18 protein-coding genes are annotated in these 16,007 nt (G+C 48.0%); 6 read left to right on the plus strand and 12 right to left on the minus strand.

All coding sequences use genetic code 11. The annotated features are described in order from the left end of the window. Positions 1–17: 17 nt before the first annotated feature. From lonB to racE, 9 genes are all read right to left on the minus strand, one after another. On the minus strand, positions 18–1,715 hold the full coding sequence (lonB, locus tag HP399_RS21870; protein WP_173619255.1) for an ATP-dependent protease LonB: 1,698 nt from the start codon (positions 1,713–1,715) through the stop codon (positions 18–20). A gap of 196 nt (positions 1,716–1,911) precedes the next feature. Next, positions 1,912–3,177, minus strand: a complete 1,266-nt coding sequence (gene clpX / locus HP399_RS21875; RefSeq protein ID WP_007722243.1) for an ATP-dependent protease ATP-binding subunit ClpX — start codon at positions 3,175–3,177, stop codon at positions 1,912–1,914. 20 nt (positions 3,178–3,197) lie between these two features. Continuing rightward, positions 3,198–3,779 (minus strand): ATP-dependent Clp endopeptidase proteolytic subunit ClpP, encoded by a 582-nt coding sequence (clpP, locus tag HP399_RS21880; protein ID WP_007722241.1) that lies wholly within the window; start codon positions 3,777–3,779, stop codon positions 3,198–3,200. 131 nt (positions 3,780–3,910) lie between these two features. Beyond that, the gene (gene tig, locus HP399_RS21885) at positions 3,911–5,203 is read right to left on the minus strand and encodes a trigger factor (RefSeq protein ID WP_173618969.1); all 1,293 of its coding nucleotides are present in this window, start codon (positions 5,201–5,203) and stop codon (positions 3,911–3,913) included. A gap of 124 nt (positions 5,204–5,327) precedes the next feature. After that, positions 5,328–5,867 (minus strand): metallophosphoesterase family protein, encoded by a 540-nt coding sequence (locus tag HP399_RS21890; protein WP_173619256.1) that lies wholly within the window; start codon positions 5,865–5,867, stop codon positions 5,328–5,330. 30 nt (positions 5,868–5,897) lie between these two features. Beyond that, on the minus strand, positions 5,898–6,491 hold the full coding sequence (locus tag HP399_RS21895) for an XTP/dITP diphosphatase (RefSeq protein WP_173618970.1): 594 nt from the start codon (positions 6,489–6,491) through the stop codon (positions 5,898–5,900). Further along, on the minus strand, positions 6,484–7,245 hold the full coding sequence (gene rph / locus HP399_RS21900; protein WP_173618971.1) for a ribonuclease PH: 762 nt from the start codon (positions 7,243–7,245) through the stop codon (positions 6,484–6,486). Before rph ends, HP399_RS21895 begins: the two co-directional genes overlap by 8 nt. Positions 7,246–7,449: 204 nt before the next feature. Then, the gene (locus HP399_RS21905; protein ID WP_173618972.1) at positions 7,450–8,502 is read right to left on the minus strand and encodes a GerMN domain-containing protein; all 1,053 of its coding nucleotides are present in this window, start codon (positions 8,500–8,502) and stop codon (positions 7,450–7,452) included. 96 nt (positions 8,503–8,598) lie between these two features. Further along, the gene (gene racE, locus HP399_RS21910; protein WP_173618973.1) at positions 8,599–9,411 is read right to left on the minus strand and encodes a glutamate racemase; all 813 of its coding nucleotides are present in this window, start codon (positions 9,409–9,411) and stop codon (positions 8,599–8,601) included. A gap of 170 nt (positions 9,412–9,581) precedes the next feature. Between racE and HP399_RS21915 the strand changes: the two genes are divergently transcribed. Then, the gene (locus tag HP399_RS21915; protein WP_173618974.1) at positions 9,582–10,613 is read left to right on the plus strand and encodes a superoxide dismutase; all 1,032 of its coding nucleotides are present in this window, start codon (positions 9,582–9,584) and stop codon (positions 10,611–10,613) included. Between the two features lie 79 nt (positions 10,614–10,692). On the opposite strand, the gene HP399_RS21920 is transcribed toward HP399_RS21915, so the two are convergent. Continuing rightward, positions 10,693–11,799 carry a peptidylprolyl isomerase gene (locus tag HP399_RS21920; protein ID WP_173618975.1) on the minus strand — a complete coding sequence of 369 codons (1,107 nt, stop codon included), beginning with the start codon at positions 11,797–11,799 and terminating at the stop codon, positions 10,693–10,695. A 115-nt stretch (positions 11,800–11,914) separates the two neighbouring features. On the opposite strand from HP399_RS21920, the gene HP399_RS31195 reads away from it, so the two are divergent. The 5 genes from HP399_RS31195 to HP399_RS21940 all read left to right on the plus strand — a co-directional run bounded on the left by HP399_RS31195 (position 11,915) and on the right by HP399_RS21940 (position 15,166). Continuing rightward, on the plus strand, positions 11,915–12,172 hold the full coding sequence (locus HP399_RS31195; protein ID WP_370642534.1) for a hypothetical protein: 258 nt from the start codon (positions 11,915–11,917) through the stop codon (positions 12,170–12,172). A 96-nt stretch (positions 12,173–12,268) separates the two neighbouring features. After that, entirely contained in the window at positions 12,269–13,018 is a 750-nt protein-coding gene (locus HP399_RS21925) for a Gmad2 immunoglobulin-like domain-containing protein (RefSeq protein WP_173618976.1), read from the plus strand. Positions 13,019–13,122: 104 nt separating this feature from the next. Beyond that, positions 13,123–13,641, plus strand: coding sequence for a sigma-70 family RNA polymerase sigma factor (locus HP399_RS21930; protein ID WP_173618977.1), 519 nt, complete (start codon positions 13,123–13,125; stop codon positions 13,639–13,641). Then, positions 13,625–14,566 (plus strand): DUF4179 domain-containing protein, encoded by a 942-nt coding sequence (locus HP399_RS21935; RefSeq protein WP_228088317.1) that lies wholly within the window; start codon positions 13,625–13,627, stop codon positions 14,564–14,566. Before HP399_RS21930 ends, HP399_RS21935 begins: the two co-directional genes overlap by 17 nt. A gap of 153 nt (positions 14,567–14,719) precedes the next feature. Next, positions 14,720–15,166, plus strand: a complete 447-nt coding sequence (locus tag HP399_RS21940) for an acetyltransferase (protein ID WP_173619258.1) — start codon at positions 14,720–14,722, stop codon at positions 15,164–15,166. A 107-nt stretch (positions 15,167–15,273) separates the two neighbouring features. Here the strand turns inward: HP399_RS21940 and HP399_RS21945 are convergent, their stop codons facing one another. Further along, the gene (locus HP399_RS21945; protein WP_164724411.1) at positions 15,274–15,435 is read right to left on the minus strand and encodes a hypothetical protein; all 162 of its coding nucleotides are present in this window, start codon (positions 15,433–15,435) and stop codon (positions 15,274–15,276) included. Positions 15,436–15,437: 2 nt separating this feature from the next. Next, positions 15,438–15,998 (minus strand): MauE/DoxX family redox-associated membrane protein, encoded by a 561-nt coding sequence (locus HP399_RS21950; protein ID WP_173618979.1) that lies wholly within the window; start codon positions 15,996–15,998, stop codon positions 15,438–15,440. Positions 15,999–16,007: the final 9 nt, after the last annotated feature.

Genomic DNA, 16,007 nt, shown 5'->3' on the forward strand with positions numbered 1-16,007 from the left:
GCGAGCATACCCGACTGTTACAGTGATAGCGGAGAGGAAGCGAGATCCTCTGCTGGGATTTGCAAAGTAAATCCCGTCGCCTCTTCCTCTTGCATGGCAGCTTGCGGTACAGCTAGCTCGAGTACCTCAGTAACAGTTGACACTGGAATGATTTCGATCCCCTTCATGTCGGCAAAAATGCTTTGCCAGTTTTCCTGTGGAATGAGGACTCTGGTCGCTCCCGCTTGTTTGGCGGCCTCCACCTTCGCGACTACACCCCCAACTGGCTTTACCTTCCCATGAATACTCACTTCGCCAGTCATGGCCAGTAAATTATCGACAGGCTGATCCAAAATCGCCGAGTAGATCGCTGTAGCAATGGTAATGCCCGCAGAAGGCCCATCGACAGGGATGCCTCCCGGAAAATTGATATGCAGATCGTAATCGTACGGGCGGACGCCCATTCTGTTTAGGACAGTCAAAACGTTTTCGATCGATCCTTTTGCCATCGACTTCCGTCGGATCGTCCGGTTACGGCTGCCCATCTCCTCTTCCTCAGCCATTCCTGTCATCGCCATTCGACCTTGACCAGGAACAGCGGTGGGTGAAGCAGTCACTTCAAGCTCCATCACACTGCCCATGTTCGGACCGTACACAGCAAGACCGTTGACCAATCCGACCTGCGGTGTATCATGCACCTGCTTTTCTGGTCGAGGCGATTTTTGACTGCTGTGCATCACCCATTCCACATCGGCAGCCTGGATGTCATGGCGTTCTTCCGTCAAGGCAATTCCAGCAGCAATTTGCAGCGTATTGATCGCTTCACGTCCATTGGTCGCGTAGCGCTCGATCACAGAAACTGCGCCGTCTTCTATATTCATATTCATTTTAGGCACGGCCGTACGCACGATACTCCCAATTTCTCCAGCCTTTAATGGGCGGAAAAAGATTTCCAGGCAACGGGAACGAAGCGCAGGAGGCAGTTCTTCTGGCAACCTCGTAGTCGCTCCAACCAGACGGAAATCAGCGGGTAAACCGTATTTGAAAACGTCATGAATATGCGAAGGAATTTGGTTATTTTCCTCGCTGTAGTAAGCACTCTCTAGCATGACTTTGCGGTCTTCGAGAACCTTTAGTAACTTATTCATCTGCACAGGATGAAGTTCCCCTATTTCATCAAGAAAAAGCATGCCACCGTGCGCTTTTGTCACAGCGCCTGGTTTTGGCTGCGGAATCCCCGCCTGCCCAAGCGAGCCTGCTCCTTGATAAATAGGATCATGTACAGAACCGATTAACGGGTCAGCAATCCCGCGCTCATCAAAACGAGCAATCGTCGCATCGATTTCAATAAACTTGGCATCAGAAGAAAACGGCGATAGCTGATTTTTCTTCGCTTCTTCCAGCACGACCCTAGCCGCTGCGGTCTTGCCTACACCAGGCGGCCCATAAATAATGACATGCTGTGGGTTGGGACCACACAAAGCGGCACGCAACGCACGAAGCCCATCTTCTTGTCCTACAATTTCTTCCAAAGTCGCTGGTCTTGTTCTCTCTGACAGAGGTTCCGTCAACGCAACCATTCTCATTTTACGAATGGAATCAAGATCCTTGCGCGATTCCTTTTCGGTTGAGGTTTTCGTGTTTCTCTGCGCTCGCAGCAAGTTCCAAAAGTAGGTGCCGATCACGATACCAACAACCACTTCAATGACAGCAATGACCAATGTCGTATAGTCCATATGCAGTCCCTCCCATGCGTCTTCGCTTGCGGTCAGCTTTTGTCCCCCGAAGAGAGGGAACACGTTCATGACCGTTTTGTGCATATGTAAAGCTTCTCTTGAACGATATCAAGTAGTATTGCCCCGCAAACGTAGACGTAAACCAACAACAAAAAAACCACCTCGCTTATCACGAGATGGTTTGTGTAGACAATGCTTATGCTGTTTCTTCGTGCAATTCCTGGCCTTCTTTGGTCAACAGTTGTGGCTTCACTTTGTCGCGAACCGTTTCTTCGGTAATCACGCACTTGTTGACGTCTTCTCTGGAAGGAAGCTCATACATCATGTCGAGCATGATTTGTTCGATAATCGCACGCAGTCCACGCGCACCAGTGTTGCGCTTAATCGCTTCTTTGGCGATTTGCATGAGCGCACCGTTATCGAACTCCAGTTCAACACCGTCGAGACTCAGCAGTTTTTGGTACTGTTTCACCAAAGAGTTTTTCGGCTCTGTCAGGATACGCACGAGCGTCTCCTCATCCAGCGGCTCCAAGGTAGCAAGCACTGGCAAACGACCGACGAACTCCGGAATCAGACCAAATTTCAGCAGGTCTTCCGGCAAAATGTATTTCAGGTATTCTCCGGCTTTCAGATCGCCTTTTACGCCATCTCCGAAGTCTGCACCGAAACCGATGACTTTTTTACCCAAACGACGCTTGATAATCTGCTCGACGCCATCAAATGCACCACCGCAGATGAACAAAATGTTCGACGTGTCGATTTGGATGAACTCTTGATGAGGATGCTTGCGTCCGCCTTGTGGTGGAACACTCGCAACAGTACCCTCCAAAATTTTCAAAAGCGCTTGTTGAACGCCTTCACCAGATACATCACGCGTGATGGATGGGTTTTCCGATTTACGGGCTACCTTATCAATCTCGTCGATGTAAATGATTCCTTTTTCAGCCTTCTCAACATCATAGTCAGCAGCCTGGATGAGCTTGAGCAAGATGTTTTCAACGTCTTCGCCCACATAGCCTGCTTCTGTCAGAGAAGTTGCGTCCGCAATCGCGAAAGGTACATTCAGAATGCGCGCCAATGTTTGCGCGAGCAACGTTTTCCCGCTACCAGTCGGACCAATCAGCATGATGTTGGATTTTTGCAGCTCCACATCCTCGATCTTCGCCCCGGAATTAATCCGTTTGTAGTGGTTGTACACCGCTACAGACAAGGACTTCTTCGCCATATCTTGACCGATGACATAGTCGTCCAAGATTTTGCGAATTTCCACTGGCTTTGGAATTTCTTTCATATCGATTTCTTCTTCAGTGCCCAGTTCTTCCTGTACAATTTCATTGCACAGTTCGATACATTCGTCACAAATGTAAACACCAGGACCAGCTACCAGCTTGCGCACCTGTTCCTGGGACTTGCCGCAGAAGGAGCACTTCAGTTGGCCTTTGTCGTCGTTAAACTTAAACATGCGCTTCACCTCACAACGGGTCAGTTTTTGCGTTCGATAATAGAGTCAATCAATCCGTAGGCCTTTGCTTCTTCTGCACTCATGAAATTGTCGCGGTCTGTATCTTGCTCTACGCGTTCATAAGGCTGACCTGTCCGCTCAGACAAAATCTCATTCAGCTGGCGCTTCGTTTTCATAATCCATTCCGCATGAATGCGGATGTCTTCTGCTTGCCCACGCACACCACCGAGCGGTTGGTGAATCATTACTTCGGCATTTGGCAGAGCGAAGCGCTTGCCTTTTGCACCAGCAGCCAACAGGAACGCACCCATGCTGGCAGCCATGCCCACACAAATCGTGGACACATCTGGTTTGATGTACTGCATGGTGTCATAGATGGCCATTCCTGCTGTAACAGAACCACCTGGAGAGTTTATGTATAGCGATATGTCTTTGTCCGGATCTTCTGCCTGCAAGAAAAGCAGCTGAGCGACAACCAGATTGGCGATTTCATCATCAATCTCGGTGCCCAAGAGAATAATCCGGTCTTTCAGGAGGCGCGAGTAAATATCGTAGGAGCGCTCTCCCCTGCTTGTTTGCTCGATGACCATAGGGATTAGCATTATGTATTTTCCTCCTTTGCCGAAAAAAGTCAATGGTGGAAAAACAAGGCACGATACACTCGTGCCTTGTGGTCTTGACAGTCAGCGTCAGGGTTAGCCTGCCCACTGACCAATCATGCGTTCTTCTAAGCTTATGCTGTTACTTTGCTTTCTGCAACCAGCAAATCTACTGTTTTGCGAGTTTGCACATCGCGGTACAGAGCAACCATGCCATCTTGTGCAGAGAAGATTTTGCGCAGCTCATCAGCTGGGCGGCCGTATACGCCAGCCAGTTTATCCAGTTCTGCGTTTACGTCTTCTTCTGTTGCTTCGATGTTTTCTGCTTTGCCGATTGCTTCCAAAGTCAAGGAAGTGCGAACGCGGGATGTTGCGTCTGCACGCAATTGATCACGCAGTTGGCTCTCATCCATGCCAGAGAACTGGTAGTACAGTTCCAGAGTCATGCCTTGGTATTGCAGACGTTGACCAAATTCATTTACCATTTGATCCAATTCATGCTCAACCATTACTGCTGGCAGATCGATTTCAGCGCTTTCAGCTGCTTTCAGAACGAGCTGCTCACGAACATATTGATCTTTTTCTTGCGCTGTTTTTTCTTCGAGTTTTTTCTTGGTGTCTGCTTTCAGCTCTTCCAGCGTGTCGAACTCGCTCACGTCTTTGGCAAACTCATCATCCAAAGTAGGCAGGTTTTTGCGCTTCAGGCTGTTCAGCTTCACTTGGAATACCGCTTCTTTACCAGCGAGGTTAGGAGAGTGGTACTCTTCAGGGAAAGTTACGGTAATTTCTTTTTCTTCGCCGATGTTCAAGCCAGCTAGTTGCTCTTCGAACCCTGCGATGAAAGTACCGGAACCCAGTTCCAGAGAGTATTCTTCTGCTTTACCGCCTTCGAAAGCTACTCCGTCTTGGAAGCCTTCGAAATCGATTACAGCGATATCGCCTGTTTGTGCTGCGCCCTCTTCTACTGCTACCAGCTCAGCATGACGCTCTTGCATACGCTTCAGTTCAGCGTCAACGCTCTCTTCAGTTACAGAGAAGTCTTTTTCTTCGATAGACAGACCTTTGTAGTCGCCCAGCTTTACTTCAGGCTTCACAGTTACAGTCGCTTTGAAGATCAGGTTTTTCCCTTGTTCCATTTGCGTTACGTCTACTTCTGGACGATCTACTGGCTCGATACCAGCTTCACGAACAGCTTGTCCGTATGCAGTTGGAAGCAGAATGTCAAGAGCGTCTTGGTACAGAGATTCTACACCAAAACGGGATTCGAACATTTTGCGTGGTACTTTTCCTTTACGGAATCCTGGAACTTGAACTTTTTGAACCACTTTTTTAAACGCTTGATCCAATGCTGCGTCTACTTGCGTAGCATCTACTTCAATCGTCAGGACTCCCTGGTTATTCTCTACCTTTTCCCAATTTGCTGCCACGTAAACTTCCCCTCCTAAATCGAATAACAGAACATCGCCAGCCGCGCCATGGTATCTTCGCAGGCTCGGATGATAATATTCTAGCCATTATAACCATTCTAGTATAGCACAAATCTTTTAGTTTTCAAGAAGACCTCATTGGTTGACGAACAGAATAGTTCCCTCCCAATTGTGAAACCGGGTTGCCTAAATGATCATAAAACGCCACGGATATGTAAACTTCTGTCGGGCTCGTTCCTGTCTCTTCTAAAAGAGCATATGTCGGTACGTGAAAACCGCGCGGCATTTGCAGGCTGCCCGGATTCAGAAACAAGATGTCTCTCTCTACGCCACAGACAGGTACATGAGAGTGACCGAATACGACTACATTTGCTCCGACCTCTTCTGCACGGTAATGAAGGCGCAGAAGAGAGCCTTTCACTCCGAAAAGATGCCCGTGCGTTTGCAGGATGTGAAGTTCGCGCCATTCGGTCTCTTGCTCAGTCGGCACCTCTTGTGTCGAATCGCAATTGCCTCGGACAAGCGTCATGTTGGAAAACGGCTCGCGCTGATGGTCGACACAAAAATCGCCACAATGCAATATTTTTTCGACATGATGTCGGTTGACGACCTGGCTTACTTCCCGAACCAAGCCGTGGCTATCGCTCATGATGAGAATTCCCATCACGCCTCACTCTCCTGTTTTCTCTCTTGTCTACTTGATGATTTCAAGCAGTTGCTGCATGGCACGAGCACGGTGGCTGATCTGGTTCTTTTCTTCTGGCATGAGTTCGGCCATCATTTTGTCCATCGAAGGGATGTGAAATACCGGATCGTATCCAAAGCCGTTTGTCCCTTTTGGCTCACGCGCGATCACACCCTCACATGCGCCAGTGGCAATGATTGGCTCTTCGCCTGGAATCACCAACGCCAACGTACAACGGAAGCGAGCAGTGCGTTCCTGTGTCGACACTTCTTCCAGCTCTTTCAACAATTTACGCCAATTCTGCTCGTCTGTTGCATCTTCCCCGGCAAAGCGTGCGGAGTAAACACCAGGGCGTCCTTCCAGCGCATCTACTTCCAGCCCTGAATCGTCACCGAGGGCTGGCATGTTCAAATATGTAGAGATTTCGATTGCTTTTTTCAACGCGTTTCCTTCGAAGGTGTCCTTGTCTTCTACTACCTCAGGCACACCATCAAATTCAGCGAGGCTAATTCCTTCCCAGCCTGCCTCTGCGAACAGCCTGTTGAATTCTTTCACTTTTCCCTGGTTACGTGTTGCAAGAACGACTTTTTTTCGATTAGGCATGACTTTCCTCCGCTACTGATTGTGCAAAAGAGAGCGAAACATCAGCGAGCGCCTCTTTTTGACTGTTAATCAAGTTGTCAATGCCGACTTTTGCAAGGGCAATCATTTCTTGTAGCTGTTCAGGAGAAAACGGTGCATCCTCCCCTGTTCCTTGCAGCTCGACAAACTTTCCTTTTCCTGTCATGACGACATTCATGTCGACAATCGCTGTAGAATCTTCTTTGTAGTTGAGATCGAGCACTGCTTCCTCGCCAACTACCCCTACTGAGGTCGCTGCCAGGAAGTCGTTGAGCGGCAGTTGTTTCCATGTGCCACCATCCACCAGCTTTTGCATCGCGTCTACCATTGCCACGAAGGCTCCGGTAATCGAAGCTGTCCGTGTACCTCCGTCTGCCTGGATGACATCGCAATCGAGCCAAATGGTGCGTTCACCCATTGCTTCAAGGTTCACGACGGAGCGCAGAGCACGTCCGATCAGACGCTGAATCTCCATTGTACGTCCACCGACTTTTCCTTTGGACGACTCACGCGCGTTGCGGGTCGCTGTTGCTCGGGGAAGCATGGAATACTCGGCTGTGATCCAGCCCTTCCCGCCACCACGCATAAAAGGCGGTACCCGGTCCTCCAAAGTCGCCGTACAAATCACCTTTGTGTCTCCGACTTCAATCAGGCACGATCCTTCTGCGTGTTTAATGTAATTGCGCGTAATGGTTACAGGGCGCAATTGATCATGGGCACGGCCATCCACTCTCATTCCAAGTTCCTCCTAAATCGCTTTGTTACACTCCGCTCATTATACCAGAGGCGGGAAACGATCTGCCACTGCACAAACGCCTCTTCCTTATTTACGTTAATTGCAAATATTCTTGTCACTTCCTCCATGCTACCAGCAGCTACTCTTGCAGCAAACAATTGGCGAACAAAAACCACGCTCGTTATTACGGGCGTGGCTCGTTCATTACATCTGTATGGGATTGAGTTGAACTGGGCGGCTCACTGGCTTGGTGAACTCGCCACTGGCTAGCGGTTTTCCTTCCACCAGCAGCTGCACTTGCTTGGCTCCTGTCGTTTCTGTCAATGACAAGACGAGCGATTGCAGGGCTTCTGGGCTCGCTTCCTTGCCATCGTCATACTTGAGGATGTCACTGCTCAAATTGACCGTCACCAAATCTTTTTCCTGCTTCACATTCAGAACACGTGTCGTACGCAGCAAGGAACTAAAGAGCTGAGATCCTTGTTTTGGTCCTTTGATCAACTCTTCAACGGTTGCCTTGGCGATGTCAGCCGTTTCAGGAACCAGGCGAGTGACTGGGACATAATACGTACGTGTATCATCCAGCTGTCCTTGGAAATAAACCGTTACGCTGGAGGTATCTCCTGGTACCGCCCCATCGCCCAGTTCGAGATTGACTCCTTGATTCCGGTCTAATAGCGTTATGGGTGTTTTGGCTGCTGGCATTTCCGTCAACGGCGTTCCATTCACCCAAATTTGCACAGTCTTGACGTTGCTAAACTCCGTCAACGCCCGGGTGACTGCATCGACAATTTTCTTCTCGTCTTTCTCCTCGTACGTTTTGAAGTCTTTGGAAAAATCGACAGTGGCTACGCCGTTTTTGATGACAAGTCCTTTTACTTCTGTCCCTTTCGGCAAGACAGCGGAGAAGCCACCCTGGAGCATGCTGTCTACCGGACCACCTTTTACCATGTAGCTCAATACTTGTTTGGCAGGACCTTCTGATTTCGGAAGAGTCATCGAGACAGGAACGATATATCCGTTAGCATCCTGCAAGTACACCATTCTCTCTCCAGTCTCCTGAACGACCGATTGTGCACCTTCTTTTGCAGCATCCGGGGACGGCGTGCCGTTTGGCAAATCCACTGATACCTCTGACTGTGGCGGTGCATCAATACTAATCGTTTCCTTTTCCGGGCCAAAGAGACCGCAGCCCGACAAAAGCACTGCGCTAACCCCCAGCACGGCCGTCATTTTCCCGATGTGCCTTATCTTCATTTCCCCAGCCTCCTCCAGACACTTTGTACTACCATGTATACGAGCTAGGCTTGGGTTTATGCGTTGAAAGTTTGTCTCGACAGACAAGGTCTTCCATCAGGGCTGGACGGATTTTTCCAATGAGTTGTGCTGGACGTTTACTTTGCAATCCAGCCATTCTTCTGCAATGGTCCGGAATTTGTGGGCGTCCCCACTCGTCACAAACAGATGTTCCGGGCGCTCTATTTGCTTACTTTCGGCGTCCGTCGCAATTTGCAGGGACAATTCTCGCGCTGTCTCTTCTGCGGAGTTAATCAAGCGTACTCGATCTCCCATCACTTCCGAAATGACTGGTGCTAGCAACGGATAGTGTGTACAGCCCAAAATTAACGTGTCCAAATCTTCGTGCAAGAACGGGGCGAGCGTTTCTTTTACGACTCTTCTTGCTTCCTCCGAGTTCGCCATGTGGCTCTCCACCAGTGGCACAAATGCGGGACAAGCCATGCCTGCGACGTACAAATCCGGTTGAATCCGTAAAAGCGCACGCTCATACGCCTTGGTACGTATGGTCGTTTCCGTCCCGATGACACCGACCCTTCCGTTTTTCGTCACTTGAACAGCCGCGCGTGCGCCTGGTTCAATCACCCCAATGACGGGCAGCGGCAAATCCTCCATCGCTTCCTCCAGCACGACGGCAGTCGCAGTATTACAGGCGATCACCAATGCTTTTAACGGTGTACGCATCACATAATCGATCATTTGAAAGCTGTAGGTACGAATCTCTTCCGGCGATTTGGAGCCATACGGACAACGGGCATTATCGCCTACATAAACAATCCGTTCTTCGGGTAGCTGACGCATGACTTCCTTCGCAACAGTTAATCCTCCCACTCCTGAATCAATAACGGCAATCGCTCGTTCTCTACTCATGCTAATGTGTCTCCCCTGTTGAAATGAATATAGTACAGCATACCACTCAAACATTTGTGCTACTACCATATGCCGAGATGAAATTTCTTGTACTCCGCAAATGTCGCACCTTCTCTAGGCGCCTTTCATAATGTGGGGAGAGATGATGTGCCCACGAGGAGGAGAATCTTTTGGTAGAAGAAGCCAAGAATTTACTGGACTGGAGCCAATGGGGCCGACAATGGATCGAGCATTTGCGTAGACATAAGACCCTCAACCGAGAACTCGAACGGCATCTGCACAAATTCGAAGAATCATTTACAGTGATCGGAAGGCAAGCATCGAAGCTTGGTTCCACACAAGAAAGCGACGAGCTCCCTGCTCTCGTCACTCGGGCAGAACAGGTGCAGGAGCAATTCCATCACTTTTTACGACTAGCTCAGTTGAGTGAAGATGAGCATTTGGAAGCAGAGGTGCGGGAACCTGTTCAGGAATCAATAAATGCACAGCCAGCGCTGGCGGAAGAAGTACAAGTGCCTGTAGTGCCAGAACCCGTTTCCTATCCCGGTGTGCGCGAGCCAGTCCGTGCGGCACGCCCCGTGGCTGTCGGCCGACATACCCTCCCTCCGCTCCCTTATGCCTACAACGCTTTGGAGCCGTACATCGATGAAGCTACCATGCAAATCCATCACAACAAACTGCATCAAAAGTATGTAGACGATCTTAATACAGCAGAACGGAAGCTAGCAGAGGCTCGAGAAAGTGGCAACTTCGATCTCATACGCCATTGGGAACGCGAGCTAGCCTTTAATGGGGCCGGTCATTACTTGCACACTATCTTTTGGCCATCCATGAGTCCAAATGGAGGTGGCACTCCCTCTGGTGATCTTGCAGCGGCAATCAATCGGTATTTCGGTTCGTATGACGCCTTTAAGAGACAATTTAGTCAGGCGGCAGAAAAGGTAGAAGGTCCTGGGTGGGCGATCCTCGTTTGGTCCCCGCGAGCACATCATCTGGAGATTCTTACAGCCGAAAAGCACCAGAACCTGTCACAATGGGATGTGATTCCGCTACTGGCTCTGGACGTATGGGAGCATGCCTATTTCCTGGCGTATCAAAACCAGCGAGACAAGTATGTAGAGAACTGGTGGAATATCGTCAACTGGCCATATGTGGAAGAGCGATTCGAAAAAGCACGAAAACTGCGCTGGGAGCCATATTGACTTGTATCTCCTCTTCATAGACAAACCCCCTCGTCATCCCAAATGGCAGGAATAAGAGGGGGGTTTTTGCTTGCAAAACTTATTCGTTATACGGGACAAATTCGATTTTTTGCACCTTGATCGGATTTTGGATGGGCTTCGCATTCTCATCTGTTTTCTGGGCAGCGATCTTGTCTACCACTTCCATCCCGGCAAATACATGACCAAAAACAGTGTGGCGATTGTCGAGGTAAGCTCGTCCGCCAATTTCTTTATACTTCGCTTCTGCGTTCAAAGGCAGCGCCGACAAATCGAGATACTCCTGATCTACCTTGGGGCTTTGTACAATGTAGAAATGGGTGCTGTTCGTATTAGGTCCAGCGTTCCCCATACTGAGCGCGCCTCTGAAGTTGAACAGATCCCGGCTAAACTCGTCTTCAAACGACTCGCCGTAAATACTCGGCAGCTCCTTGCCATCCGGCCCTTTCAAATCTCCCGCCTGAATCATGAAATCGTTGATCACACGGTGAAAAATCATATTGTTGTACTGCCCTTTTTTCGCCAATGTCTTAAAGTTTTCCACCGCTTTTGGTGCTTTGTTCGGGAACAGTCTCAGCTTGATCACACCTGAATCAGTCGTGATCACGCATATTTCTTCGCCTTTGCGTGGCTTCTCCAACTGAAACAGCTTCACATCTGACACATCGATGCCAGAGTCCTGCCAAATGACACCCCACGCCTTCCAGTTCACCGGGTCTGTCCCCAGTCTGGCCAACCCGAGGTAATCCGTTTTTTCAATGGCCTTGTTATCTGGGGTATACCCGACGTATTTGAATTTCACAATCGCGCGGTAGTTATTATAAGCGTCCTCCTTCGTGACGGTGTACAGCTTGTCTACTTTTGCTTCGATCACCTGAATGTTCTTGTATTGCGCCAATCCTTCCATATAGGTTTTCATCGCAAAATTCGTCAAGGAATCATCTGCTACCAGCTTTGCTACCTCAGCAGGATTGGATCGTTGCTTCACCAAGGACGCTATGAAATCATTCACTTCCTGCTTATCTCCCCCATGCGGGCGGAACTGGTTGACCTGAACTTCGTTACGATAATCATGAATAGCATTTGCAGCAGCCTGTTGGACAAAGGTCGGACTCAGTAACGGGATCGCAATACTTGCAACGACTGCCAGAGATACGAGTTTCTTCATTTTTTCCGCCCCCACTAAATTAGAAGATTTTTACACATGAATAGTATAGCGTAATCTGATTTAAATTGACGATAATATTTTTAATATTCAATTATCGCAATTGTGTGTATGTAGCTTGTCATCTATCCCTTTCAGATCCATTGCTTCCTTCATAGATTGGAATCATCATGCGAAAAAAGAGGAGCCGAATGGAGTAACCATTACTCCAAATGGAACAAGAGTTTATGTGGCAAATCAATTTGATGACACCGTTTTCGTCATCACTACAACAAACAATCAAGTTATCGCTACAATTAAAAACCGTCGTATTTCGGTTAATCCGAGTTCGATGGTTTTTTCATTTTTTTCCTTAAAATCTCTTGCGTCTTTTTGAGGCCCTCCCCCGTCTAACCCATGTAAACTTCATGAAGCTACAACAAAAAAACAATCAATCATACCGGCAATCTGCCATATAAGGGAGAGACACACCATGAATAAAAAAACGATCACTGTATTTGCTGCTTCTATTTTGACTTGCTCTGTTTTTGCTGGAGCTCTCGGCACTACTTGGGCTAACCAAGCTGCTCCCCCAGTAACCACGCAGCAAGAAACAAAAGCAAACGTAGCTGCCAAGCAAACTATGTTCCGGAATATCAAACTAGCGGAGCCTGCTCTACTGTACACCTTACAAGGGGAAGCCAGTGTTTTTGAAGGAACGTACCAATACGCAGTCAAGCAAGGGAAGCACGTCTTGGCAAAAGGGTTCGTCACAGCTTCAAAAGGTGGCCCGGAATGGGGAACTTTTGCGCAAACGATTAAGATTCCAACAAGTGAGATGATCGGAAACGAGCCATTGCTGCTCGAGATGTTTGAAATCAACCAAGAGAACGGCTCGATCATCAACAAGCTTTCCATTCCATTAGATAGCTCCGATAACGTAAAAAACACCAACGTATTTCGTAACCTGAAGCTTGCGACCCCGTCCGTCGTGTACACCGTTTTCGGCGAAGCTAGCGTTTTCGAAGGCACCTATCAATATGCCGTGAAGCAAGGTGAACAAATAGTTGACAAAGGCTTTGGTACAGCATCGAAAGGCGGCCCGGAATGGGGTGAATTCTCTCAGGAGATTGTCATTCCGCTGAGCAATCTATCTAAAAATAAGCCAAGCACCCTCGAACTGTTTGAAATCGATCAAGAAAGCGGCGAAATGAAAAATAAAATGGTGCTTCCATTGAAGTAAGGATAAGAAGGATCTACGTTCCCGCAGTGTGTCTATCGCTGCGGGATTATTTTCGAGAAGAAAGGAAGAACCTAACGTATTCAGTAAGGAGGGTGTGCAGCATCGTGAATCAAACTGAACTGGCGCAAAGAGCCATTTCCGGTGATGAAGACAGCTTTACGCTTCTGATCCAAGAGAGTAGAGAAAAAATATATCGCATGGCTTTTACTTATGTACGAAACAAGGAAGACGCCCTGGAAATTGTGCAGGAGACTGTCTATCGCGCCTTTATCTCCGTACACAAATTAAAGCAGCCGCAATATTTTCAAACGTGGCTGACAAAAATCGCCGTCAACTGCGCCTTGGATCACATACGCAAAGCAAAAAAAGTCGTTTATATGGATAAAGAGCATGAAGGCCGCTATGAGCAGAAACCGCGGGAAGATGTCATCGACTTGCATGATGCCTTGGGCCAACTCGATGAAAAATCTCGAACGGTCATTATGCTGAGATATTTCGAAGACATGACCATCAAGGACATTGCCGATGTGCTAGACATACCCCTCAGTTCCGTAAAGTCGATCATTTACCGCGGACTGGAGAAATTGAAAGTGAACATTGGGGAGCGTGAATCTCTTGGATAACAAGCTGGACGATTATAAACAAGCCTATCACGATATTGAAATTCCCGAAGAGTTGGCGGCAGTCACCGAGCAAGCCATCGAACGTGGGAAGCTGCATCGAAAACGTGCGAAAGCAAGAACGCGTTGGATGAAGCACGCTGGCGTAAGCGCAGCGGCAGTCTTTGTTCTTTTTACAGTTAGCGTGAATACGATGCCCGCTTTTGCAAGCGCTTTGGAAAACGTACCCGGTCTGGGGCAGCTGGTGAAAATATTGCAATTCAATAAAGGCAGTGCAGGCGGCGGTACTCCTCAGGATGCCGTAGATGTTAGCTTCATTACGGTACAGAAGCAAGGAGATCAGGAAAACATCATCTTGAACTTTACCCAGGATAATGAGGTACAGCAGAACGCCAGCTCCTTCCACGTGAGTTTTACTGAATATCCGAATACGATGACCTTTGCTGTTGGTGGTGCGAGAAGATTTTCGGCTGTCAAAGATTTCGAGATATTGAAGCAAAGTCCGTATATCGAAGATGCCTATGAGATCATTTCATTGGACGATTCTCTCGTGCGGTTTAATGTGACTTTTAAGGAAGCGATAGCTTATGAAGTGAAAGAGTATAAGGAACCGGCACAGGTTGTGATTACGATTTCGCGAAAAGAAGTGTCGCCAGAAAAGCAGCAGCCTGTGTACTCGGTGCGCACTGCTTCCGTGCCGTATGGAGAGACGCTCGGGGCTATGGAGGAATCTCTGTTGGTCGCGGACAGTATGCGGGTTTTGAAGGACAAGCAAGGTGGATACTTTGTCGAGGCCGGGTATTATCAGACGGAAGCTGAGGCTCAGGAAAAAATGAAGCAGTTGAAGGATGAGTTTGGGGTTGTAGAGCCCTTGTTTGTGGAAAAGAGAGAGTATTTCGAGGTGCCTGGGGGGATTGTGGCGAGGTAGGGTTCCCCTCCCCCTTCTCCCTTATCAATCGTCAGATTATTCTGGGAGGATTGAAAAGCTGTGAACACCATAGGAAAGTTCCTAGCGACTCTATATAATAAGCTCTCAAGAGCGCTCTTTTCTGTTTTTTAGTTTGAATCGGGAGGTTTCATGATGAATACCAAAACTGTTGTTTATGAAGCCAGCTATTGTGATCAATTGGTAGATATTTGGTATCGTGCTGTTTGCCGTACTCACCATTTTTTGACGAAAGAAGATATTGAGTTTTATAAAAACATGGTAAAAAATGAAGCTCTATCTGCTGTTGAAGTATGGATGGAACTAAACGAAAAGAAAGAACCCGTAGGCTTTATTGGACTTGATGGAACAAAAATCGAAATGCTATTCGTTGATCCAGAATACCACGGAAAAGGGATTGGCAGCAGATTACTCGAACATGCGGAACGCAAGTATGGCCCTCATTTGAAAGTAGATGTCAACGAACAAAACGAAGGGGCCCACGCTTTCTACAAACGGTATGGGTTTGTGCAAACAGGAAGATCTGAACTGGATGGTTCGGGAAGGCCGTTTCCTTTGCTTCATTTAGATTTACAACGTTAATTCTTGGTTTTTCAAAAAACAAGACTGTCTCCTGTAGTAGAATTCTCTACTTGCGAGACAGTCTTGCTCAAATGTTTAGACTGACATCGAAAGCGCTTTCCGAAATTTCAAGAAGTTATATTTTTATCGCTTCTTCTACTATTCTCTTCTGCTGCTTCCATTTTGTTAATGAACGTCCCGAGTACCTTTAATACTTGAAACAGGACAACCAAAATCGCGATAACCGTCACCCATAATACCCCGAACCCAATCATCCAGCCTGTAGACATGTTCATCCCTGCCTTTTTCGCAAAATATGTTTGAACGTACTGATTTCTCCACTAATAGCCATGAGAAGAGAGATGCACACACTCGAAAAGAAGATAGCCATAACTCCGTTGGTAATTTCGAAACTGCCGGACACTAAATAATGGTCAACACTCGCCCAGCCCCCGCTCCATTGCCCCACATAGACGGCTAGACTGATGAATACGAGGTTACGCAAAACAAGCTTCCACGATAAAAAATGGTTTCCCGCCATTCCGCCGCATCCGCATGAAATCTTCTCTCTACCTTTTGCTAGATTGATACTGATCGCAAGTGTGTACGCCCCTAGTAACAAAATCGCCAGGGACAGTCCCAACGTTGTAAAAAAACCAAGCAGCAAGGAAATCACTACGGCGGCTTGCAACCCCAGATCAAGATACGTAAAGCTTTTTGACCACGAATAAGGTATGATCTGATAGGCTCGCACAATGGACAAATGCGTGCTAATATCGCTTATTTTCGAGACAAACGTGCTGAGAAATAAAAAGGCGAGAATCAGCCGAAACAGCAAACCAAGCTCCTCCATAACACCCCT

The sequence above is a fragment of the Brevibacillus sp. DP1.3A genome (assembly GCF_013284245.2).
Lineage (GTDB): Bacteria > Bacillota > Bacilli > Brevibacillales > Brevibacillaceae > Brevibacillus.